The organism is Acidovorax sp. CCYZU-2555 (genome assembly GCF_018413525.1).
In the GTDB taxonomy this organism is placed as follows: Bacteria; Pseudomonadota; Gammaproteobacteria; order Burkholderiales; family Burkholderiaceae_C; genus Comamonas.
Map to the genome: position 1 here is coordinate 48,149 of NZ_JAHCDD010000018.1, position 21,427 is coordinate 69,575.

Here is a 21,427-nt window from a genome sequence, read left to right on the forward strand (position 1 = left end):
TGGACAGGTGCTGCGAAAGCCATCGGCTTTGTTCAGCACCATGGGACCAATGCTAGGGAGGGGGCCGCTTTTTAGATATACGCCGGATGGCGTATGGGGCGGGAAATGCGGGCTGGTCGCGTCGAACGGTGGACGACCTGAGGTCCAAACGCGGCATCTTCCGGCATCACACCACGGCAACATCGATTCAGTATCCAAGTCCGCAATAGCTTTCGTCGGTTTGCACAAACCATGCTGATCCGTGACCCGCGCTTTGTTTCAGCCCTGGGCCTGACGCTGGCCCAGCAACTGCTGCTCGCGTTCTCCACCTACTTCATCGCCCGGGCAGGTACAGCGCTGGCCCTTGGCAACATCGATCGCGTGCTGCGCGAGATCTCGCTGTTCTTCGGCTTCGCTCTGCTGGCCTATGCAACCAGCTCGGCGGCAAGCTTGCTGAGCGCGCGCGCAGCCAACCGAATCTGGCACAACTACACCGAAGCCACCCTTCGCGATGCGACCCAGAGCCTGCAGTACGCATCGGATGACAACCGAAAATCCATCGCCCAATGGCTGGGTGGTGAGGCACTGTCCACCATCGTGCATGCCTGCAACTTTCATCTCGAGATGCTGTCGGTGGGCCTCAATATTCTTTTCACGCTGGCGGTGTTCCATTTGGCCCTGGGCTGGGAAATTGCAGCGGCCATCACTGGTTCGCTGGTGGTGGCGTTGGTTCTCGTCCTGCTGCTGCGTCCGAGAATTGAAATCCTGGCGAACGCCATGCAGCGGCGCCGCCTGGCTGCGCTGCTGGCCATAGAGCCGACGTGGAACCGCGCTCTTTTTGGCTCTCCCGAAATGCGCTCGCAAGGCTTGCGCACGCTGGACGCCAAAATGCAGCGCTACTTTGGCGAGCTCAACCGGTATGTGCTGCTGGAGCAGATGATCGCCTGCGGCCCCATCGTCTTTTCGACACTCGCATTGATGGGTGTGTTGCGCTTCACCGATCTGTTCACCGCAACCATTGCCGGCGCGCTGGTCGCACTTCTTCCGCGCAGCCTTCAGGTGTTTGGCAATGTGCATGCGCTGAGCGTCTCGCTGAGCCAGTTCTTTCTGGTCAGGGCCAAACTGCGCAATCTCGATGGCTTTTGCGCCACGCTGGAAAAATTCGACATGCACGAGGTGTCGCTGCAAGCCATTTCCATACAAGGCCCACAAAGGCAGTGGGCGCCTGCCGAACTGCTGGAGGCATTGCGGCAAAACAAGCTTCCGCGCGGGCGCTGGACCGTGACCGGGGCCAATGGCTCGGGCAAGTCCACCTTGCTCAAGCGCATCAAGGAGATGCGGGTCGATGCGCTGCTCCTTGGCGCGGAGACCGGTTTTCTCGAAGCCGACAACGGCCTTTCGACGGGTCAGCGACGCGTCAAGGACATCGAGAATGCGCTTTCCATGGCGCCGACCTTGCTCATGCTGGATGAGTGGAATGCAAATCTGGATGGGGAAAATTGCCGGAAGATCGATCAATTGCTGGACGACGCATCAAGGCGAATGGTCGTGATCGAGGTGAGGCATCTGCGGCCCGGGGAGCATCCGAGCGCAGGCCGTTCATCCTTCGACGGGCTCAGGACGAACGGGGGGTGAGGCGTGCCCTAACCACCCTGCCCACGCAACACCGCCACCGCCTCCTGCGCGCCCATCGCCAGCGCGCAGCCCAGTGGCGTCGTGCCTTGCGCATCGGTCGCATCGACCCGCGCGCCGCGCGCGATCAGCAGCTGCATGATGTCGAGGCGATTGAACATCGCGGCAAACATCAGCGGCGTGCGGCCGTCGGGCGAGGGGCTGTCGACGCCGGCGCCATGGTCCAGCAGCAACTCGGCCATCGCCAGATCGCCCTTGAACGCCACGCCGGCCAGCGGCGTCTGGCCGCGCAGATTCGCCAGCGCCGCGTCGGCGCCGTGCTGCAGCAGCACGGCGGCCGCGGCCGCATGGCCGTGGTAGCTGGCGAGCATCAGCAGACTGTCGCCCTTGGCGTTGCGCAGATCGGGCGGCAGGCCCGCGGCCAGCCATTGCGCGAGGCTGTGGGCGTCGCCCTGGCGCGCGGCGTCGAACACCTTGTCGGCAAAGGCCAGCGTTGCATCGTCGAGGCTCTGGGGCGCGGGGGAATTGGAAGTTTCTTGCGTCATGAAGGCCAGTGTAGACAGCGCGGCCCCCGCCGTGGGTTGTAAATCTGGATGATGCGGATTGCCAATCCTCATCACGCCGGCAGGCGCGCCATCGCCATCGCCGCGGCCGCGGTGCGCGTCTCCACGCCCAGTTTGGCGAAGATGCGTTCGAGGTGCTTCTTCACCGTCGCCGGGCTGCAGCCGACGATGTCGGCGATGTCGCGGTTGATCTTGCCCTGGGCCAGCCAATAGAGCACTTCGGCTTCCTTGGCGGTGATGCCAAAGCCCTGGCGCAGCGTCTCGCGCGCCGCGAGATCCGACTCCTCGCGCATCACCAGCAGCAGCTCGCCGTCTTCGGCTTCGGGCGAAGGCGGGTGCAGGCGCAGAACCACGGGGCCCAAGCCCGTATCGAAGGTCCAGCGCGGCGGCTCGAGCTGCAGCGCCAGCGTGGGCTGCTGGCGTTGAATCCACGACGTGATGTCGTCGGGCAGCACGGCGCGCAGGCCTTCGAGCCCGAGGTGGCGGCGCAGCAGTTCGCGCGCCAGCGGCGTCTGCCACAGCACGCGGCCGTCGGTGATGCGCACCGTGAGGCTCGCATAGCCGAACGCGTCCAGCGCGCTGCGCGCTTGCACCGCCTGCTGCTGCTGGGCGCGCGCGCGCCGCGCCGTGCCCAGGTGCACGCCCATGCGCGCCAGCACTTCGGCGGGCTTGATGGGCTTGGTCACATAGTCGACGCCGCCGGCCGCGAGCGCGGCGATCAGGTGCTCGGTCTCGGTCAGGCCGGTCATGAAGACGATGGGAATCGGGGCCGTGTGCGCGTCGGCCTTGAGGCGGCGCGCGACTTCGAATCCGTCCATGCCGGGCATCATCGCGTCGAGCAGCACGATGTCGGGCAGGGCCTGGGCGGCGCGCGCCAGCGCGGCTTCGCCGCTGGTCGCGACCAGCACGATATACCCCGCGGCATCGAGCGCGTCGTGCAGCATCGCGAGGTTGTCGGGCACATCGTCGACGATCAGCACCAGGTTGGCGTCGCGTACGGGAACGGGGGGGAAATCCATCATCAGACCTTTGTCTCTGCGGCGCCAGGCGCGTTCAATTGCTGGGCCATGGCCTCGAACTGGAATTGCTGGGCCTGGGCCTGCAGCCTGCGCCACGCGGGCGCGGCCTGTGGGTAGTCCTGGGCGAGCTGGGCCAGCGCCTGCACCACGCCGCGCACATAGCCCCATTCGATCGCCTGGCGCAAGGCCGTGAGCGCCGCGGCGGGTATGCCGTCGAGCCCGGTATCGGTGTCTTGGCACAGCGTGACGGGCGCCGGCAGCGGCGCACTGCGCCACACAAGTTCAAGCCGGTCTTCGAGCCACTGCAGCAGCTCGCTGTGGCGCACCGGCTTGACCAGGAAGTCCTGCGGCGTGATGCCTACGTCGTTGGGCATTTCACGGTCGAAGGCATTGGCCGAAACAATGGCGCAGGCGACTTCGCCCAGCGGCATCTGGCGCAGCTGGCGCAGGCATTCCCAGCCGTCCATTCCCGGCATCGCCAGGTCCATGAAGATCGCCTGCGGGCGGTAGCCCGCGGCCAGCAGCGCCAGCGCCTCCTGTCCGTTGGCCGCGTGCTGCACCGCAAAGCCCAGCGGCACCAGCAGCTGCGCCAGCAGTTCGCGGTCGGCCTCCTCGTTGTCGACGACCAGCAGCCGGCGCGTCGCGCCCGCATAGCCCACGGGCCGCGGCACGGCGGGCAGCTGGGCCGGCCCGCGTTCGAGCGACGGCAGGAACAGGCGGATATGAAAAGACGCGCCCTGGCCCGGCTGGCTGCTCACGCTCAGCGCGCCGCCCATCAACTCGGTCAGCATCTTGGCCATGGTCAGGCCCAGGCCCGCGCCCGCGCTCGACTGCGCGCCCGAGCCGCGCGCGAACGGCTCGAAGACCTGGGCCTGCTCGGCTTCGCTCAGGCCCGGGCCGGTATCGATCACCGACACATAGGCCATCTGCCGGCTGTGGCGCACGCGCAAGGTGACCGCGCCGCGCGCCGTGAACTTGATGGCATTGCCCAGCAGGTTGAACAGAATCTGGCGCAGGCGCTTCTCATCGGTGCGCACCCACTCCGGCAGCGCGCCTTCGGGTTCGTAGTGGAAGTTCAAGCCCTTGGCCGCGGCCTGGAGTTCGAACATGCCGGCCATCTCCTGCAGGCCCGCGGCGAACTGCATGGGCTGGACCTGCAGCGCGAGCTTGCCCGATTCGATGCGCGCGATGTCCAGCGTGCCCTCGATCAGCGACAGCAGATGCTCGCCGCCGCGGCGTATCACGGCCACCGCCTGGCGCCGGTGCGGCGGCACTTCGGCGTCTTCACCCATGAGCTGGGCATAGCCCAGGATGCTGTTGAGCGGCGTGCGCAGCTCGTGGCTGATGGCGCTGATGTAGCGGCTCTTGGCCTGGTTGGCGAGATCGGCCGCGCGGCGCGCGTCCTCGGCCACGGTGCGCGCATCCTCGGCCGCGCGCCGCGCCTGCTGTAGTTGGCCGTCGGTGGCGCGGTGCAGCGCGATTTCGCGCACCAGCAGGCCGGTCTGGCGGTTCGACTCCTGCTGCGCGACCTTGCGGCTGTGCTGGGCCAGCACCAGCCACCAGGCGACGACGCCCGAGACCAGCAGCAGGCCCACGCCCACCTTGAGCAGCACGGTCTGCAGCACGGCTTCGGCCCCGGGCAGCGCATTGACCGGCAGGCTGCGCGCATGCGTCTGCAGCTCCAGCAGATACAGCAGACCGATCACCGCGGCGAGCGTGGGCACGATCAGCAGCATCAGCAGCACAAAGTGCAGCAGCCCCTTGTCGAGCAGGCGCCACATGCTCGTCGGCAGCAGCCGGCGCGCGGCCGCGCGCCACTGCACGGCGAGATGCGCCTGGGGCCGGCACAGATCGCCGCAGCGCGCGTCCAGCGTGCAGCACAACGAACAGATGCCGCCCTGGTAGGCCGGGCAATGCACCATGTCGGGCGCTTCGTATTCGCGCTCGCAGACCACGCAGCGCTGCAGCCGCGGCGGGCCCGCAGAGCGCAGCGCCGCGCAGCCTGCAGGCTCCACGGCCTGGGCGGCGTCGGGCACCAGGTAGTAGCGCCCACGCGTCCACCAGGCGATCAGCGGCGACGCGATCAGCGCCACCAGCATCGCGATCACCGCCGAGAACGCCTGCGCCAGCGGCCCGAACGCGCCCAGGTGCGCGGCCACCGACAGCAGCGACGACAGCGCCATCGCGCCCACGCCCACCGGGTTGATGTCGTAGAGCCGCGCGCGCTTGAACTCTATGCCGCGCGGCGACCAGCCCATGGGCTTGTTGATCACCAGATCGGCGACCACGGCCATGATCCAGGCGATCGCCAGATTCGAGTAAAGCCCCAGCACTTCGCCCAGCGCGCGGAACACGTTCATCTCCATCAGCATGAAGGCGATCAGCGTGTTGAACACCACCCACACCACGCGCCCCGGGTGGCTGTGCGTGACGCGCGAGAAGAAATTGCTCCAGGCCAGCGAGCCCGCATAGGCATTGGTCACATTGATCTTGAGCTGCGACAGCACGACGAACAGCGCCGTCGCCGCCACGGCCCAGCCGTAGTCGGGGAACACGTAGTTGTAGGCCGCGAGGTACATCTGGTTAGGGTCCACCGCATGGTCGGGCGGCACGGCCTGCGAAATGGCGAGATAGGCCAGCAGCGCGCCGCCCAGCATTTTGGCCACGCCCAGCAGCACCCAGCCCGGCCCGCCCAGCATCACCGCGCCCCACCAGCGCCAGCGATTGGCCCGCGTGCGCACCGGCATGAAGCGCAGATAGTCGGCCTGCTCGCCCATCTGCGTGATCAGCGCAATGCCCACCGTCAATCCAGCACCAAAAAGAGGCAGACTGAAGCCTGCCATCAGGCCTTCACGCTGCTGCGACGCACCCGGATAGTGCAGAACTTCGGAAAACACCCCAGGCTGGTGCATCAGCACAAAGACGAAAGGCACGATCAGCATCAGCAGCCACAGCGGCTGGGTCCAGACCTGCAGCCGGCTGATCGCCGAGACCCCGTGCGTGACCAGCGGAATCACCACCAGCGCGCAGATCAGATAGCCCCAGCGCGGTGGAATGTCGAGTGCAAGTTCAAGCGCATAGGCCATCACGGCCGCCTCGAGCGCAAAGAAGATGAAGGTGAAACTCGCGTAGATCAGCGAAGTGATGCTGGAGCCGATATAGCCAAAGCCCGCGCCGCGCGTGAGCAGATCCATGTCGACGCCGTGGCGCGCCGCGTAGACGCTGATCGGCAGGCCCGCGGCAAAGATGATCAGCCCGGTGCAGACGATGGCCCAGAAGGCATTGATGAAGCCGTACTGCACCAGCAGCGTCGCGCCCACGGCTTCGAGCACCAGAAACGAGGCCGCGCCGAACGCGGTATGCGCCACGCCCCACTCCGACCAGCGGCGCGCGCGCTGCGGCGTGTAGCGCAGCGCGTAGTCCTCCAGCGTCTCGGTGGCCACCCAGCGGTTGTAGTCGCGCCGCACCTTGACCACGCGCTGCTGCGCGGGCGCACCCAAGGGTTCCGATGGCGGGCAGTGTGGATCAGGAGTGGCATGAATCATGGCAACACGACTGCGTGCAGCTTCTGTGCCATGTTGCAGCATGGCACGTACCTTGCTGCAAACCCCTTATCTGCACCGTCCCCGCCCCTAAGCCATGGAACTCACTCCGCGCGAAAAAGACAAGCTGCTTCTGTTCACCGCCGCACTGGTGGCCGAGCGCCGCAAGGCCCGTGGCCTGAAGCTCAACTACCCCGAAGCCATGGCCCTGATCAGCGCGGCCGTGATGGAAGGCGCGCGCGACGGCAAGACCGTGGCGCAGCTGATGAGCGAAGGCCGCACGGTGCTCACGCGCGCCGATGTCATGGACGGCATCGCCGAAATGATTCCCGACATCCAGGTCGAAGCCACGTTTCCCGACGGCACCAAGCTGGTCACCGTGCACGACCCCATCGTCTAAACCCCTTTTCAAGCCTTCGCCATGCAAGTCAAACCCCTGATCGCCGCCGCCGGCGCAGCCCTCGCCGCGCTGCCCTTTGCCGCCCTTGCCCACCCGGCCGCGGGCGGTGCGCACAGCCACGGCCTGCTCGATACCGCTGTGCACGCCTTTGCGCACCCGTTCACCGGCGCCGATCACCTCGCGGCCATGGTCGCCGTGGGCGCCTGGAGCGCGCTGACCACCAGCCCGGCCTGGCGCGCGCCCGCGGCCTTTGTCGCGCTGCTGGTCGCCGGTGCCCTCGCCGGTTTCGCCGGCCTGCAACTGCCTGGCGTCGAACCCATGATCGCGGCTTCGGTGCTGGTGCTGGGCCTGCTGCTCGCACTGCAAAAGAAAATGCCCTGGGGCGCGGCGGCCACGCTGGCCGGCGTGTTCGCGTTCTTCCACGGCGCGGCCCACGGCTATGAACTCGCGGGCGATACCGGCCTCACGGCCGTTGCCGCGCTGGCCGGCATCGCGCTGGGCTCGGCGACGCTGCACCTCGCCGGCATGCTGCTGGGCCGCGCGGTGCTGCAACGCCACCGCGTTCTCACGGCGCTGGGCGGTGCGGCCACGGCCGCGCTGGGCGTGTTCATGCTGACCCGCCTGGCCTGAGGAGAAAAGCCATGGTGCCCGGTGAACTGATTCTCGACGCGGGCGAACATGCCCTCAACACAGGCCGCCGCTGCACCACGCTGCTGGTGCGCAACGCCAGCGACCGGCCCATTCAGGTCGGCTCGCACTACCACTTCGCCGAAACCAATGCGGGTCTGGACTTCGACCGCGCCGCGGCCCATGGAATGCGGCTGAACATCGCCAGCGGCATGGCCGTGCGCTTCGAGCCGGGCCAGCAGCGCACGGTGGAACTCGTCGATTTCGCGGGCGAGCGCCTGGTCTACGGCTTTCGCGGCCTGGTCCAGGGCGCGCTCGACAACCAGCCTGGAGACCACTGAACATGGCCACGATGGAACGCCGCGCCTATGCGGAAACCTTTGGGCCCACGACGGGCGACCGCGTGCGCCTGGCCGATACCGATCTGCTGCTTGAAGTCGAACGCGACTACACGCTGGCCGCGGGCAGCTACGGTGAAGAAGTCAAGTTCGGCGGCGGCAAGACGATTCGCGACGGCATGGCGCAAAGCCAGCGCAGCCGCGCCGAAGGCGCAATGGACACGGTGCTGACCAATGCGCTGATCGTCGACCACTGGGGCATCGTCAAGGCCGATATCGGCCTCAAGGGCGGGCGCATCGTCGCCATCGGCAAGGCCGGCAATCCCGACACCCAGCCGGGCGTGGACATCATCATCGGCCCGGGCACGGAGATCATCAGCTGCGAAGGCTGCATCGTGACGGCCGGCGGCGTCGACACGCATATCCACTTCATCGCACCGCAGCAGATCGAGGAAGCGCTGACCAGCGGCATCACCACCATGATCGGCGGCGGCACGGGCCCGGCCACGGGAACGTTTGCCACCACCTGCACGCCCGGCCCCTGGCACATGGAGCGCATGATGCAGGCCGCTGACGCCTTCCCCATGAACCTGGGCTTCCTGGGCAAGGGCAACACCAGCCTGCCCGCGGGCCTGCACGAACAGATCGACGCCGGCGCCATCGGCCTCAAGCTGCACGAGGACTGGGGCAGCACGCCCGCGGCCATCGACAATTGCTTGAATGTGGCCGAAGCCACCGACACGCAGGTGGCGATCCACACCGACACGCTCAATGAAAGCGGCTTTGTCGAAGACACCGTGGCCGCGTTCAAGGGCCGCACCATCCACACCTTCCACACCGAAGGCGCGGGCGGCGGCCATGCGCCCGACATCCTGAAAGTGGTGGGCCTGGAAAACGTGCTGCCCAGCTCGACCAACCCGACCCGGCCCTACACCATCAACACGCTCGACGAGCATGTCGACATGCTGATGGTCTGCCACCACCTCGACCCGTCGATTGCCGAAGACCTGGCGTTTGCCGAAAGCCGCATCCGCAAGGAAACGATTGCCGCCGAGGACATACTGCACGACCTGGGCGCGATCAGCATGTTCAGCTCCGACAGCCAGGCCATGGGCCGAGTCGGCGAAGTGATTCTGCGCACCTGGCAGACCGCGCACAAGATGAAGCAGCAGCGCGGCGCCCTGCCCGGCGATACCGCGCGCCACGACAACTTCCGCATCAAGCGCTACATCGCCAAGTACACCATCAACCCGGCGATCGCCCACGGCATCAGCCATGAAGTCGGCAGCCTGGAAGTCGGCAAGTGGGCCGACATCGTGGTCTGGAAACCCGCGTTCTTCGGCGTCAAGCCCGCGCTGATTCTCAAGGGCGGCAGCATCGCGATGGCGGCCATGGGCGACCCGAATGCCTCGATTCCCACGCCCCAGCCCGTGCATTACCGGCCCATGTTTGCCTCGTATGGCGGCGCGCTGGCCCGGTCGTCGCTGACGTTTGTATCGCAGGCGGGCCTGGCCAATGGCATAGGCGAACGCTTTCGCCTGGCCAAGACGCTGTCGGCCGTGAAGAACATCCGCGGCATTGGCAAGCGCCACATGCTGCTCAACGACTACACGCCCGCGATGGAAGTCGACCCGCAAACGTACAGCGTGCGCGCCGACGGCCAGTTGCTGACCTGCGAACCCGCGGTATCGCTGCCCATGGCGCAGCGCTACTTCCTGTTCTGAGGGTCTAGCCTTGCCGCTGCGTCCACCAGGCCAGCCAGTCGTCGGCGTCGATCACCGCGCGTCCCTGCACTCCCGCGGGCTGCGCGACATAGATCAGCACCGACACGGGCTGGGACTGGCCACCGTCCAGCGGCAGCAGTTCCACATCGACGATGTGCTTGGCATATTCGCCGATATCGACAGGCCATATCTCCTCGACACGATCGAGCTCGCGCTCGAGCGCAGGATTGAGTTCGTAGACTTCGGCCAGCACCTTGTAACTGCCATCGAGCACCAGCCCCGGATACGGCCCCATGTCATGGAGCTGCCCCGGCAGCCGGCAATGCCCGAGCCAGCGCACATCGGCCTGCCAGCGCCGGATATCGTTGCTGCCGCCACGGCGCAGGGTGCCGTAAACGGCGACCATGGGGCAGTTGCTGGGGATATGGGGGATAGGATCGGTCATGAGACACATGCTAAAACGTTTTGTCGACACGCCCTGAAACGTACCCGCTCCAGTGCGCCCCTGACCTGTCCCCAGTTCACTGAATCCAAATGCTCTCCATCCAAAAACTGATCCCCCAAGGCAAAGGCCTGGCCCGTGTGCTGCTGCAGCGCGCAACGACAATCGAACTGGATTGGGACGTGCGCCAGAAAAGCCGTTTCGCGGCGACTGACTCGCAAGGCCGCGAGCTGGCCATCTTCCTGCCGCGCGGCCAGGCCGTGCGCGGCGGCGATGTGCTGGTTGCCGAAGACGGCTCCATGGTGCGCGTGATCGCCGCGCCGCAGAAAGTGCTGTACATCACCACCTGCCCCACGCATGGCACGCCCTTCGATCTGATGCGCGCCGCCTACCACCTGGGCAACCGCCATGTGCCCATCGAACTGCAGCCCGACCATCTGAAGATCGAACCCGACCATGTGCTCGCCGACATGCTGCGCAGCATGCACCTGACCGTGGTCGCAGCCGACATGGCGTTCGAGCCCGAAGGCGGTGCCTACGGCGGCCATGTGACCAACGACGGCCACAGCCACCATGCGCATGGCAACGCGCACAAGCATGAACACGACCACGGGCATGACCACGGCCATGTCCACGGCCCGGGCTGCAACCACGCGCACTGATCTCCCATGGCCTCTCGTCCCCCTCCGAATGCCACCACGCCCTGGCGCCGCCGCCAGGCCGCAGCCGCTGCCGCCCAGGCCGCGCCCGCCGTCGCGCCGCACAGCCTGCTGCAGCTGATGTGGCTGGCCTCGCCCGCGCTGCCCATTGGCGGCTTCTCCTATTCGGAAGGCCTCGAGGCCGCGATCAGCAGCGGCTGGGTCGAAGGCGAGGCCGATGCGGCCCACTGGATCGTGCAGCAATTGCAGCTCACCCAGGCGCGCGGCGACATGGCGGCCATTGCCCAGGCCCTGCCCGCCTGGGCCGGCGATGACCGCACGCGCATCGCCGCGCTCAACGCCTGGGTGCGCGAGACGCGCGAAAGCAGCGAGCTGCGCCTGCAGACCGAACAAATGGGGCGCTCGCTGATCGCCTGGCTGCGCAACCAGCATGCCGGCGACGCCGCGCGCCTGGACGCCATCGAATGGCTTGCGGCGCAGGACGCAAGCTACCCGCTGGCCTTTTCCCTGGCCGCGCATTTCAGCGGCGCCTCGGCGCGCCCCGCGCTGCTGGCCTACGCCTTCGGCTGGGCCGAAAACATGGTGCAGGCCGCGATCAAGGCCGTACCCCTGGGCCAGAGCGCGGGCCAGCGCATCCTGTCGCAGCTCGCGGCCCACATTCCCGCCGCCGTCGACCACGCGCTGGCCCTGTCCGACGCGCAGCGCCAGGCCTTTTCGCCCATGCTGGCCATTCTCTCGGCCCAGCATGAAAACCAGTACTCACGACTGTTCCGATCATGAACTCGCCACTCCACCACATCCCCCACCGCAGCAAGAAGCTGCCCCCGCTGCGCGTGGGCATAGGCGGCCCCGTGGGCTCAGGCAAGACCACGCTGCTCGAAATGCTCTGCAAGGCCATGCGCGAACAATACGACCTGGTCGCGATCACCAACGACATCTACACCAAGGAAGACCAGCGCCTGCTGACCGTGAGCGGCGCGCTGCCCGCCGAACGCATCATGGGCGTGGAAACCGGCGGCTGCCCGCATACCGCGATCCGCGAGGACGCATCGATCAACCTCGAAGCCATAGACCGCATGCTGGGCGAGTTTCCCGATGCCGACATCGTCTTCATCGAGTCGGGCGGCGACAACCTCGCGGCCACGTTCAGCCCCGAACTCTCCGACCTGACGATCTACGTGATCGACGTCGCCGCGGGCGAGAAGATTCCGCGCAAGGGCGGCCCAGGCATCACCAAGAGCGACCTGTTCATCATCAACAAGACCGATCTGGCGCCGCACGTCGGCGCCAATCTCGACGTGATGCATGCCGACACCGTGCGCATGCGCACCACGCCCAAGGGCCTCAAGCCTTTCGTCATGACCAACCTCAAGACCCAGGAAGGCCTGGCCCAGGTAATCGCCTTCATCGAGACCCAGGGTCTGCTCAAGGCCTGAGCCCGGCAATCTGTGTGTAAAATCGCAGGCTTCGGAGGTTTGGGTGAGTGGTTTAAACCAGCAGTCTTGAAAACTGCCGACGGGTAACTGTCCGTGAGTTCGAATCTCACAGCCTCCGCCAAAAAATCAATGAAATCAGGGTCTGACCATTGATTTCAGGACCCAGGTCCCAAAAAAGCCAACCATGGTCGCGCGCGGTTGGCTTTTTTCGTTGCGCAGCGCCGCGCTTACGCGGGTGGCTTCTTTGCAGCGTCAGACTGCTGATCCACGTTCAACTTTTCCTTGCGCTGAAACAGCCCGGCCGTCGAATCGATCACGTCCGAAGTGGCGTGGGAAATGCTGCGCCCCGCGCCAGTCACCTTGCCACCGGCGGCCAGCGTGGCGTTGCCGACCGCCTTGGACGCGCCGGCGGCAGCACCGGCCACGGAAGACACCGCGCCCGTCACCGCCGCGCCGGTGGCCGAAGTCGCCCTTTTCGCGCCACCGACCACCGCACCAGCCGCCTTGCCCACCGCGCTGCCGGCACCGGCCCATACGCTCTTCACGATCTGCCCGCCCTTTTCCTGCGTGATCGCGCCCAGCATCGACAGCGCAGCCACGGTGGCGCTCTTGCGCACCGCCGCGCGTTCAGGCCTTGCCAGCGGAGCGCAGTAGCTCTTGGCGATCAGGCCCACGCGCAAAGTCAGGAAGGCATTGGCCGAGCCGTTGGCCAGGCTGTTGACCAGCAAGTTGCCCACGCCTTGCAGCCCGGGCACCGCTGCCGCCAGCGAAGGCACGACCGAGCTAACGAGAGGGCCGGCGAGCTCGGTGAAATCGAGTTCTTCCAGCTGCGCGGCCACCAGCATGGCGCCGCCCACATTGGAGTACAGATACCAGAGTTGGCGCGGCGAGGGACGCAGGTTGTAGAGCGCGCCGATCTGCCATATCAGGCGCAGCTGGGTCGCCAGCACCACCAGCCCGTCCAGCCGCCCGTTTTGCAGCAGCGCGGTGCTGACGAAGACATTGCTCGCCGTGCCGCGGATGAACTCATCGGCCCGTGCGCTCAATGCCTGCAAGGCCGCAGGAACATCGCCGCTGGAGGCCAGGGCCGCGACGGCGGCGTCTGGATGCTGGGCGAGATGGCGCTCAAGCCAGTCTCTGTAGACAGCGTGGTCGGGCGACGACGCGTCTTCGGGTGGCTGCATGGCCTTGGGCAGGCGCAAGAGCAGTACCAGCGGATAGAGCAGCAGCGCGCCGAACAACGCCAGCAGCGACCAGAACAATGGCTGGCCCGCGCCGAGATGGACGCGATCGGCGGCGGCGGCCAGCTGCGTGAACGTGGCGACGACGGCGGCCACTGCATAAAGTGCCACCACGACCGAAACGACGGCCAGGACTTTGACAAAGACTTTGTTCACGGGATGGAATTTTTGCAGCGTTGGCGATGCGCAGTCAGCAGCAGGATGGCTGACAAACACCACAAGGATAGCTGCTCCGGTAGGCATGAAGACAACAACCCGCCCCGGCCGGCTTTGCACCAACTTTACAATTGAATATAATTGAGATTGATTCTCAATTATCAACCTTCACCACGTGAGGGTGCATGACGGCATGGCCTTCTTCGGATCTGCTTCACCGATAGAAGCGCTTTACACCAATCACCACGCCTGGCTGCTGTCGTGGTTGCGGCGCCGCCTCGGGGACGCGAGCGATGCCGCCGATCTGGCCCATGACACGTTTGTGCGCCTCATGCTGTCATCGCGCGAAGCCGCCGTGGGCGAGGAGCCGCGCGCGTTCCTGACCCATGTGGCCAAGGGACTGGTGATCGACCTGTGGCGCCGGCGCGAACTGGAGCGGGCCTATCTGGATGCGATTGCCCACCTTCCGCAAGCGCATGCGCCCTCCCCCGAAGCGCAGTTGCTGGTTGTCGAAGCCTTGTTGCAGATCGATCGCCTGCTCGCGGCGCTGGCGCCCAACACACGCAAGATCTTCCTGCTCGCGCAGCTCGACGGTCTAACGCTGCAGCAGATCTCCGATCAGATGTCCATGCCGGTGATCACGGTGCGCCGCCATATCCACAAGGCGCTGGTCAGCTGCATGAGCGTACTGCAATGAGCGGCGCTGCCACCGACCCGATCTTGCTGAGCGAAGCCGCCGACTGGCTGATCATCTTGCACTATGAAAAGCCATCGGCGCAAGACATAGCCGCTTTCGACCGCTGGCACCAGCAAAGCAGCGCGCATGGCGCGGCCTGGGGCCGGGCGCAGGCCATGCTCGGGGCGTTTGCGCAGGTGCCGCCTGAAGTCTGCAAGCAGACGCTGGTCACCGCGCCGCGGATGAACCGGCGCAGAAGTCTGGGCGTGCTGACCGCCTTGCTCGTCGCGGCACCGGCCAGCTGGCTCGCATGGCGCGAGCTGGGCTGGAGCGAATGGGCGGCCGACGAAGTCACGGCGCGCGGCGAACAGCGCTCCATCGTGCTGCCCGACGGCTCGCGGCTCACGCTCAACACAGCCAGCGCCGTGGCGGTGCGCTTCACGCCGGGCGAACGGCGCATACGGCTGCTTGAAGGCGAGATTCTCGTCACCACCCATGCCGCCCCCTCGCCCACCTACCGGCCTTTTCTGGTGCAGACCCGCCAGGGCACGGCCCAGGCCCTGGGCACGCGCTTCAGCGTGCGCCGGATCGATGAAGCCACCACGCGCGTCGCCGTCTTCGAGCATGCGGTGGGCATCAAGACCATTGATGGTGCGACCCGGCTGCTGCGCGCAGGCGATGCCGCGGACTTCAACGCAGTCGACATAGGCGCGACCGCCGAGGTGCAAAGCAGCGCCGCGCTGTGGGAGCGCGGCATGCTGCTCGCCAAGAACATGCGCCTGACCGATGTGGTGACCGAGCTGGCGCGCTACCACGGCGGCGCGCTGCAATGCGCGCCCGAAGTGGCGCAACTGCGGGTCTCGGGCGCGGTGTCGCTGAAAGACGCCGATGCCAGCCTGGACCTGCTGGCGCAGTCGCTGCCGGTGCGCATCGCGCGCCACGAACGGGGCAGCGTGACGGTGATGCCGCGTTAGAAAAAGCAGCCATCGCGAAAATTCTTTCGCCAAAGGTGATCACTTTTTTGCTTTCGTTCGGTGTACAGAGCAATGGCACTTTGAGATGCAAAGGCCAGCCCAGATACAAGGACGAAAACCAATGCGACCCCAACACCAACGCAGCGCCTGGCCCAACGAACGCTTTGCGCTTGCCATTCTCAGCGGCGCCATGCGCGCCGCTCTGGGCAGTGCCGCCCTGGGCATGACCCTGGCCGCGCCGCTGGCCATTGCCGCCGAACCCGCCGCGGGCGCCACGGCACATGCCATCGCCCCCGGCCCGCTGTCCGATGCGCTGGCGCAATATGCGGCCGCCACGGGCGTACAGCTGGTCTATGAACAATCGACGCTGGCCGGTCTGCGCAGCGCCGGTCTGCAAGGCCGCTACACCGAAAGCGAAGGCTTCGCCCAACTGCTGCGCGGCAGCGGCTACGAGGTGGTGAGCCAGGGTCGGGCCACCTATGTGCTGCGCAAGTCGCCTGTGCCCGTGCAATCCAGCGTCGCGCTGGATGCGGTGACGGTCACCGCCGCGGCCATGCCCAACGGCACCACCGAAGGCAGCGGCAGCTACGCAGCCAGAAGCTCCAACACCAGCACCAAGATGAACCTGTCGCAGCGCGAAACGCCGCAGACCGTGACCGTCATCACGCGCGAGCAGATGGACGACGCGGGCATGACATCGGTGGACGATGCGCTGCGCGCCGTGAGCGGCATTTTCGCCATGGACGGCGGCAGTGTGGGCAGCTACTTCTACAGCCGCGGCTTCGCGCTGCAGGCCCAGGTCGACGGCATGACCACGCCCGCAGGCATAGACAGCGGCAACCGCTCGCCGCTGTATGACACCGCCTTCGTGGACCGCGTGGAAGTGCTGCAGGGCGCAGCCGGCCTGCTGTCCGGCTCCGGCAACCCCGGCGGCACCGTCAACATGCTGCTCAAGCGCCCGACCAGCAGCTTCCAGGCCCAGGCAGAAGTGCAGGTGGGATCGTGGAACGAACGCCGCGTGGTGGGCGACATCTCCGCTGCGTTGGTCGATTCGGGCCGCGTCCGCGGCCGCGTGGTGGCGCTGTCGGACACCAGCGATTCGTTCACCGACTATGTGTATCGCGACCGCCAGGCGCTCTATGGCATCGTCGAGGCCGACCTGACGCCGGGCACCGTGCTCAGCGCCAGCGTGCTGACGCAGAAGGACGAAAGCCGCGGCCATTTCGGCGTGCCGCTCGCGGCCAACGGCAGCGATGCGGGCCTGTCGCGCAACTCGTTCTGGGGCGATGCCGACCACCGCTCCATCCGCGACTACACGATGTACACCGTGGGCCTGACGCAGCAGCTCGCGGGCGAATGGAACCTCAATGCCAAATATTCGTGGCAGAAGACGAACAACGACATCCGCAACTTCAGCAGTCTCTCGGGCAGCCTCAACCCCGCCACCGGCAACGGCCTGTCGATAGGCAGCCGCCAGCGCGACTATGTGTCCGTGATGCACAGCAATGTGGTGGACATCTACGCTTCCGGCCCGTTCGAGCTGCTGGGGCGCAAGCACGAACTGACGCTGGGCCTCAACGGCACGAGCTACCGCGACGAGAACGCGGGCACGGGCTACTCGTCCGCCACGCCGATCAATGTCAACACCTTCAATCCTGAAGCGCTGGGCCCGGTGCCCGCGGGCGGCGCGCCCTCATCGGCCCATGCCAAGACCAGCAATCTCGGGGTCTATGGCGTGGCACGCTGGAATCTGACGGACGCGCTCAAGCTGATCACCGGACTGCGCGTGAGCGACTACGAGCGCACCAACGTCGTCACCGGCGCCGTCACACCGCGCGAGAGCGGCGTGGTCACGCCGTATGCGGGCCTGATCTACGACATCGATTCGCAGTACTCCGCCTATGCGAGCTATTCCGACATCTTCAGCCCGCAGACCAACCGCAGCCAGGATGGCAAGGTGCTCGATCCCGTCACCGGCACGAACTACGAAGTGGGCGTCAAGGGCGAGCTGCTGAACCGGCGGCTGAACGTCTCCGCGGCCGTCTTCCACCTGGCGCAGCAGAATCGCGCGATCGTCGACGACTCGGTGCCCAACAATCCCAGCAATGCCTGCGGCGGACGCTGCTACACCGCGAGCGGCAAGGTCGTGAGCCAGGGCCTGGACCTGGGCGCCAACGGCCAGATCACGCGCGAACTCAACATCGCTGCCGGCTACACCTACACCAGCGCGCTCCACGTCGAAGGGCCGCAAAAGGACCAGCGCTTCCTGACCGAGCAACCGCGCCACAGCCTGCGCCTCGCGGCCAACTACCAGTTGCCGGGCACGCAATGGGCGATAGGCGGCAATGTCGCGGCCAGCGGCAAGGCCTACAAGCCCGGCGGCTCGGGTGCCACGGCCTGGACCATCAGGCAGGGCACGCTGGTGCTGCTGGGACTGCACGCGAAGTACCGCATCACCCCCAAGACGCAGGTCAGCCTGGCCGTCAGCAATCTGACGGACCGCAGCTACCGCCACCTCTACGGCCGCGAATACGCGCCGTTCGGCGAGCCACGCAAGTTCACGGCGAACCTGCGCCACGACTTCTGAGGCACGCAGGATGAGGACCATCTGCCTCGGGGCCGCCATCGCGGCGCTGCTGTTCGCCGCCAGCGCCTGGGCCCAGCCCGCGCCCGCAACCGCGCCTGCGGCCCCCTATGTGATGCCCTCGACCCAGGTCTGGGACATGGCGTCCGACAGCGGCGAGATGTACCGGATCTTCGTCTCGGCGCCGGTGGGCGGCGAGCCGCCACGCGGTGGCTATCCCGTGCTCTACGTGCTCGACGGCAATGCCTATTTCGGCGCGTTCGCCCAGGCGCGCTGGGTGCAGGAATATCTGCCGGTGGGCAAAGCCATCGTCGTCGGCGTAGGCTACCCCGGCGACAAGGCCTGGGACGTGCGCCGCATGAACGACTACACGGCGCAGCTGCGCGAGCCACCGCCGCCCGAAACCCGGGCCTACGCGAAATACCAGAGCGGCGCGCGCAAGCCGTTCCTGGACTTCATGACCGGCAAGCTGCGCGCCGAGATCGCGCAGCGCTATGCCGTCAACCCCGATCGGCAATCGCTGTTCGGCCATTCGTTCGGCGGCTTGTTCGCGCTGTACGCGCTCTACGAACGCCCGCAGGCCTTCCAGGCCATCGTCGCGGCCAGCCCGTCGATGGAATGGAATGCGCAAAGCATTCTCGACGACGAGCGGGCGTTCAGCGACAAAATGGCGGCCGGAAAAGTCGGCCAAACCAGCCGCCTGCTGCTGATCGCGGGCGACCGCGACACCGCGGGCGATCCGGAATCGGTGCGCTTGCTGGCGGACCGGCTGGAGCGGTTGTCTGGCCGGGGCCTGCGCGTGCGCCTGCAGCGCTACCCGAACGAAACCCATGCCAGCGTGCCCGGGCAATCGGTCAACGATGTGCTGCGGTTCGCCTTCGAGCAGCGCTGACGACGGGCAATGGCGCGCTGCCCTATGCTTTTCTCAGTATTTTCTCCAACTCCTCCAGCCCCACGGGCTTGACCAGATGCGAGTCTATGCCCGCTTCGCGCGAGCGCTTGCGGTCGTCCTGCTGGCCCCAGCCGCTGACGGCCACGAGCGTGGGGCATTGGGGGTTTTCGGCGCGCACCCGGCGCGCGAACTCATAGCCGTCCATGCCCGGCATGCCGATGTCGAGCAGCACCATGTCGGGCGCGAATTCAGCCACGGCGCTCAGGCCTGAGACACCGTCGAAAACGGCGTGCGCCTCCACCCCCATCAACTCCAGCAGCATGCGCAGGCCTTCGGCCGCGTCGACGTTGTCGTCGACCACCAGCACGCGTTTGTGCGCCATCGCGCCCGGCGCCTCCTCGGCCACGGGCCGCACTTCGGCGACGGGCGTATCCCGCAGCGGCAGGCGCACCGTGAACACGCTGCCCTTTCCCGGCCCGTCGCTGTGGGCGTCGACCCGCCCGCCCTGCATCTCGACCAGACTGCGCACCAGGGTCAGGCCCACGCCTATGCCGCCCTGCGCCAGGTTGGAAGTCTGCGGGGATTGGGCGAACAGGTCGAAGATGCGCGGCAGCATGTCCTGCGCAATGCCCCGGCCGTTGTCTTCGACCACGATCAGCGCGTCGCTGCCGTCGCGCTGCGCGCGCAAGACGATGCGCCCGCCCTGGTCGGTGTACTTGGCCGCGTTGTTCAGCAGATTGGAAATGATCTGGGACAGGCGCACCGGGTCGGCCTGTACGGTCAAGGCCTCACCGGGCAGGCTCAGCACCAGGCGGTGCTGGCCGGCGTCGAGCTGGGGCCGGCTGGTTTCCAGCGCACCGCGCAAGACATCGGACAGATTCACGGGCTCGGGCCGCAGTTCGACCTTGCCGCTGGAGATGCGCGAGACTTCGAGCAGGTCGTCGACGAGGCGCACCATGTGGTCGACCTGCCGCTGCAGCAGCGGCAGCAGATGCGCCGCCGTCTCCGGATTGCCTTGGGACAGCTGCAGCACGTTGAGCCCGCTGCGCACCGGCGCCAGCGGGTTGCGCAGCTCATGCGCGAGAATCGCGAGGAACTCGTCCTTGCGCCGGTCCACTTCGCGCAATTGCGCATCCTGGCGCTTGCGCTCCGAGACATCGCTGAACAGCACGGCCACCTGGCAATCGTCGGGCGCGCCTATGCGAAAAGCATAGACGTCGTAGTGGCGCTGCAGCGCTTCAGCAGGAAGCTCGAAGCGCCGGGATTCACCGGTCTTGGCGATATGACCATAGACTTCGAACCACCATGCCTCATGCTCGGGCGCGATGGAGCGCATGGAGCGCCCGACGGCGTCCCGTATGCCCGTATGCCGCTCGAACGCCTGGTTGACTTCGAGAAAGGTGTAGTCCTGACCCTTGCCGCTGGCGTCGAACTGCATGCGGATCACGCAGTAACCTTCGTCGATCGAGTCGAACAGCGTGTGATAGCGCTGCTGGCTGATGCGCACCGCCTCTTCGGCGCACTTGCGTGACGTGATATCGCTGGCCGCGCCAAACCATTCGATCACTTTGCCGTTGTCATCGAGCACGGGAACGGCGCGTGAATGCGCCCATCCGATGCTGCCGTCGACACGGATCACGCGGTGATCGATTTCCAGCACGCTCTTGTGCGCCAGCGCACGGCGAATGGCCGCCAATACCTCAGGCTGATCCTCTGCGGGGACATAACGGTCCAGCCAGCGCGCCGTGGGCTCCTGGGTGTCGGCCACGAACGCCTGGCCTTTGAGATGCCGCATCTCGGTCCAGTCCGGGCCCATACGGTAGACCACGTCCGAGGTCGCACCCAGAAAACTGCGAAACCGCTCCTCGCTCTGGGCCAGGGCTTTCTGAATGGCATGCCGCTCGAGATAGTCGCCGATCTGGTGCGTGAGCAGCTTCAGCAGGCGAAACTCGATGTCGCAGGGCGGCTGTTCGCATTGGTAGAACATCGCCAGCATGCCCAGCAGTTCGCCCGCGCGATCGCGCAGCGGCATGGCAATGACCGTCTGCAGTCCGGCTTGCCGCACCACGCCAAGCCATGGCTCGGCAGCGCTGTCTGCAACCGGCGCCGCGGACAAATCGCCATCGAGGCTTTCCACATACAAATACGTATCGTGCAGCGAAACCACAGCCTCCATCGCCGTCTGTGCGGCGACCGGCGTTCCCAGCGGCGCGCTGGCGGCCGCATCGAGATTCCAGGCCATGAAATCGGGCTCGTCGGACGGCGGGCTGAAAACGTACAGGCCCGCGGCATGCGCATTGACCAGAGCGCTGGCGGCTTCAAGCAGTCGCTTGAGGCATTCGGGCCGGTCCGTGGTCTGGCGTGCGCAGAAGCTTACAACCTCATAGAACCGCGTGATGACTTCGAAGTCGCGTTCGGTGGCGCGCTGGCGTTCGGACATGGGGTTTCCTGAGGGCGTGGCGAATCGGAAGTGGCGATGCCGATGAAAGTTCTTGGCAGCATGAAAAAAACAATTATCCATGCAAGGCCGCGCGCGCCGCCCG

At 66.5% G+C, this 21,427-nt stretch carries 18 protein-coding genes and 1 tRNA gene; 13 read left to right on the plus strand and 6 right to left on the minus strand.

Features of this window, described 5'->3' with window-relative positions; all coding sequences use genetic code 11:
- Window positions 1–231: 231 nt before the first annotated feature.
- Window positions 232–1,614, plus strand: a complete 1,383-nt coding sequence (locus tag KHY18_RS08695) for an ATP-binding cassette domain-containing protein (RefSeq protein WP_213298102.1) — start codon at window positions 232–234, stop codon at window positions 1,612–1,614.
- A gap of 8 nt (window positions 1,615–1,622) precedes the next feature.
- Here KHY18_RS08695 and KHY18_RS08700 read toward each other — a convergent pair whose 3' ends face one another.
- The 3 genes from KHY18_RS08700 to KHY18_RS08710 all read right to left on the minus strand — a co-directional run bounded on the left by KHY18_RS08700 (window position 1,623) and on the right by KHY18_RS08710 (window position 6,738).
- The gene (locus tag KHY18_RS08700; protein WP_213298105.1) at window positions 1,623–2,156 is read right to left on the minus strand and encodes an ankyrin repeat domain-containing protein; all 534 of its coding nucleotides are present in this window, start codon (window positions 2,154–2,156) and stop codon (window positions 1,623–1,625) included.
- Between the two features lie 71 nt (window positions 2,157–2,227).
- Window positions 2,228–3,196, minus strand: coding sequence for a response regulator (locus KHY18_RS08705; RefSeq protein ID WP_213298108.1), 969 nt, complete (start codon window positions 3,194–3,196; stop codon window positions 2,228–2,230).
- A complete protein-coding gene (locus KHY18_RS08710; protein ID WP_213298111.1) occupies window positions 3,196–6,738 on the minus strand; it encodes a hybrid sensor histidine kinase/response regulator in 3,543 nt (1,180 codons plus the stop codon). Before KHY18_RS08710 ends, KHY18_RS08705 begins: the two co-directional genes overlap by 1 nt.
- A gap of 94 nt (window positions 6,739–6,832) precedes the next feature.
- On the opposite strand from KHY18_RS08710, the gene KHY18_RS08715 reads away from it, so the two are divergent.
- The 4 genes from KHY18_RS08715 to ureC are packed head-to-tail and all read left to right on the plus strand — an operon-like array spanning window position 6,833 to window position 9,824.
- Window positions 6,833–7,135, plus strand: coding sequence for an urease subunit gamma (locus KHY18_RS08715; RefSeq protein WP_159911062.1), 303 nt, complete (start codon window positions 6,833–6,835; stop codon window positions 7,133–7,135).
- Between the two features lie 21 nt (window positions 7,136–7,156).
- The gene (locus tag KHY18_RS08720) at window positions 7,157–7,765 is read left to right on the plus strand and encodes a HupE/UreJ family protein (RefSeq protein ID WP_213298114.1); all 609 of its coding nucleotides are present in this window, start codon (window positions 7,157–7,159) and stop codon (window positions 7,763–7,765) included.
- Between the two features lie 11 nt (window positions 7,766–7,776).
- The gene (locus KHY18_RS08725) at window positions 7,777–8,103 is read left to right on the plus strand and encodes an urease subunit beta (protein ID WP_213298118.1); all 327 of its coding nucleotides are present in this window, start codon (window positions 7,777–7,779) and stop codon (window positions 8,101–8,103) included.
- A 2-nt stretch (window positions 8,104–8,105) separates the two neighbouring features.
- Entirely contained in the window at window positions 8,106–9,824 is a 1,719-nt protein-coding gene (gene ureC, locus KHY18_RS08730) for an urease subunit alpha (protein ID WP_213298121.1), read from the plus strand.
- A 4-nt stretch (window positions 9,825–9,828) separates the two neighbouring features.
- Here the strand turns inward: ureC and KHY18_RS08735 are convergent, their stop codons facing one another.
- On the minus strand, window positions 9,829–10,269 hold the full coding sequence (locus tag KHY18_RS08735; protein ID WP_249728996.1) for a gamma-glutamylcyclotransferase family protein: 441 nt from the start codon (window positions 10,267–10,269) through the stop codon (window positions 9,829–9,831).
- Window positions 10,270–10,358: 89 nt separating this feature from the next.
- On the opposite strand from KHY18_RS08735, the gene ureE reads away from it, so the two are divergent.
- The 4 genes from ureE to KHY18_RS08755 all read left to right on the plus strand — a co-directional run bounded on the left by ureE (window position 10,359) and on the right by KHY18_RS08755 (window position 12,482).
- Window positions 10,359–10,928, plus strand: coding sequence for an urease accessory protein UreE (gene ureE, locus KHY18_RS08740; protein WP_213298124.1), 570 nt, complete (start codon window positions 10,359–10,361; stop codon window positions 10,926–10,928).
- A 117-nt stretch (window positions 10,929–11,045) separates the two neighbouring features.
- Window positions 11,046–11,705 (plus strand): urease accessory protein UreF, encoded by a 660-nt coding sequence (locus tag KHY18_RS08745; RefSeq protein WP_249728999.1) that lies wholly within the window; start codon window positions 11,046–11,048, stop codon window positions 11,703–11,705.
- On the plus strand, window positions 11,702–12,361 hold the full coding sequence (ureG, locus tag KHY18_RS08750) for an urease accessory protein UreG (RefSeq protein ID WP_213298130.1): 660 nt from the start codon (window positions 11,702–11,704) through the stop codon (window positions 12,359–12,361). The genes KHY18_RS08745 and ureG overlap by 4 nt, the downstream gene beginning before the upstream one ends.
- A 33-nt stretch (window positions 12,362–12,394) precedes the next feature.
- Window positions 12,395–12,482: transfer RNA gene (locus KHY18_RS08755), tRNA-Ser, on the plus strand.
- A 106-nt stretch (window positions 12,483–12,588) separates the two neighbouring features.
- On the opposite strand, the gene KHY18_RS08760 is transcribed toward KHY18_RS08755, so the two are convergent.
- Window positions 12,589–13,758, minus strand: a complete 1,170-nt coding sequence (locus KHY18_RS08760) for a DUF697 domain-containing protein (protein ID WP_213298133.1) — start codon at window positions 13,756–13,758, stop codon at window positions 12,589–12,591.
- 193 nt (window positions 13,759–13,951) lie between these two features.
- On the opposite strand from KHY18_RS08760, the gene KHY18_RS08765 reads away from it, so the two are divergent.
- From KHY18_RS08765 to KHY18_RS08780, 4 genes are all read left to right on the plus strand, one after another.
- The gene (locus KHY18_RS08765) at window positions 13,952–14,455 is read left to right on the plus strand and encodes a sigma-70 family RNA polymerase sigma factor (protein WP_213298136.1); all 504 of its coding nucleotides are present in this window, start codon (window positions 13,952–13,954) and stop codon (window positions 14,453–14,455) included.
- On the plus strand, window positions 14,452–15,408 hold the full coding sequence (locus KHY18_RS08770; RefSeq protein ID WP_213298139.1) for a FecR domain-containing protein: 957 nt from the start codon (window positions 14,452–14,454) through the stop codon (window positions 15,406–15,408). The genes KHY18_RS08765 and KHY18_RS08770 overlap by 4 nt, the downstream gene beginning before the upstream one ends.
- Before the next feature lie 121 nt (window positions 15,409–15,529).
- On the plus strand, window positions 15,530–17,995 hold the full coding sequence (locus KHY18_RS08775; protein ID WP_213298142.1) for a TonB-dependent siderophore receptor: 2,466 nt from the start codon (window positions 15,530–15,532) through the stop codon (window positions 17,993–17,995).
- Window positions 17,996–18,005: 10 nt separating this feature from the next.
- Window positions 18,006–18,884, plus strand: coding sequence for an alpha/beta hydrolase (locus KHY18_RS08780; protein WP_213298145.1), 879 nt, complete (start codon window positions 18,006–18,008; stop codon window positions 18,882–18,884).
- A 22-nt stretch (window positions 18,885–18,906) separates the two neighbouring features.
- Here KHY18_RS08780 and KHY18_RS08785 read toward each other — a convergent pair whose 3' ends face one another.
- Window positions 18,907–21,324: a hybrid sensor histidine kinase/response regulator gene (locus KHY18_RS08785; protein ID WP_213298148.1), complete on the minus strand. Its 2,418-nt coding sequence runs from the start codon at window positions 21,322–21,324 to the stop codon at window positions 18,907–18,909.
- Window positions 21,325–21,427 lie beyond the last annotated feature (103 nt).

Bases quoted from the DNA above. Each gene is read 5' to 3' on its own strand.
- KHY18_RS08785 (WP_213298148.1), bottom strand. From the start codon at position 21,324: ATGTCCGAACGCCAGCGCGCCACCGAACGCGACTTCGAAGTCATCACG.
- KHY18_RS08765 (WP_213298136.1), top strand. From the start codon at position 13,952: ATGGCCTTCTTCGGATCTGCTTCACCGATAGAAGCGCTTTACACCAAT.
- ureG (WP_213298130.1), top strand. From the start codon at position 11,702: ATGAACTCGCCACTCCACCACATCCCCCACCGCAGCAAGAAGCTGCCC.
- KHY18_RS08705 (WP_213298108.1), bottom strand. From the start codon at position 3,196: ATGATGGATTTCCCCCCCGTTCCCGTACGCGACGCCAACCTGGTGCTG.
- KHY18_RS08780 (WP_213298145.1), top strand. From the start codon at position 18,006: ATGAGGACCATCTGCCTCGGGGCCGCCATCGCGGCGCTGCTGTTCGCC.
- ureC (WP_213298121.1), top strand. From the start codon at position 8,106: ATGGCCACGATGGAACGCCGCGCCTATGCGGAAACCTTTGGGCCCACG.
- KHY18_RS08720 (WP_213298114.1), top strand. From the start codon at position 7,157: ATGCAAGTCAAACCCCTGATCGCCGCCGCCGGCGCAGCCCTCGCCGCG.
- KHY18_RS08745 (WP_249728999.1), top strand. From the start codon at position 11,046: ATGTGGCTGGCCTCGCCCGCGCTGCCCATTGGCGGCTTCTCCTATTCG.
- KHY18_RS08710 (WP_213298111.1), bottom strand. From the start codon at position 6,738: ATGATTCATGCCACTCCTGATCCACACTGCCCGCCATCGGAACCCTTG.
- KHY18_RS08725 (WP_213298118.1), top strand. From the start codon at position 7,777: ATGGTGCCCGGTGAACTGATTCTCGACGCGGGCGAACATGCCCTCAAC.
- KHY18_RS08700 (WP_213298105.1), bottom strand. From the start codon at position 2,156: ATGACGCAAGAAACTTCCAATTCCCCCGCGCCCCAGAGCCTCGACGAT.
- KHY18_RS08735 (WP_249728996.1), bottom strand. From the start codon at position 10,269: ATGACCGATCCTATCCCCCATATCCCCAGCAACTGCCCCATGGTCGCC.
- KHY18_RS08770 (WP_213298139.1), top strand. From the start codon at position 14,452: ATGAGCGGCGCTGCCACCGACCCGATCTTGCTGAGCGAAGCCGCCGAC.
- KHY18_RS08715 (WP_159911062.1), top strand. From the start codon at position 6,833: ATGGAACTCACTCCGCGCGAAAAAGACAAGCTGCTTCTGTTCACCGCC.
- ureE (WP_213298124.1), top strand. From the start codon at position 10,359: ATGCTCTCCATCCAAAAACTGATCCCCCAAGGCAAAGGCCTGGCCCGT.
- KHY18_RS08695 (WP_213298102.1), top strand. From the start codon at position 232: ATGCTGATCCGTGACCCGCGCTTTGTTTCAGCCCTGGGCCTGACGCTG.
- KHY18_RS08775 (WP_213298142.1), top strand. From the start codon at position 15,530: ATGCGACCCCAACACCAACGCAGCGCCTGGCCCAACGAACGCTTTGCG.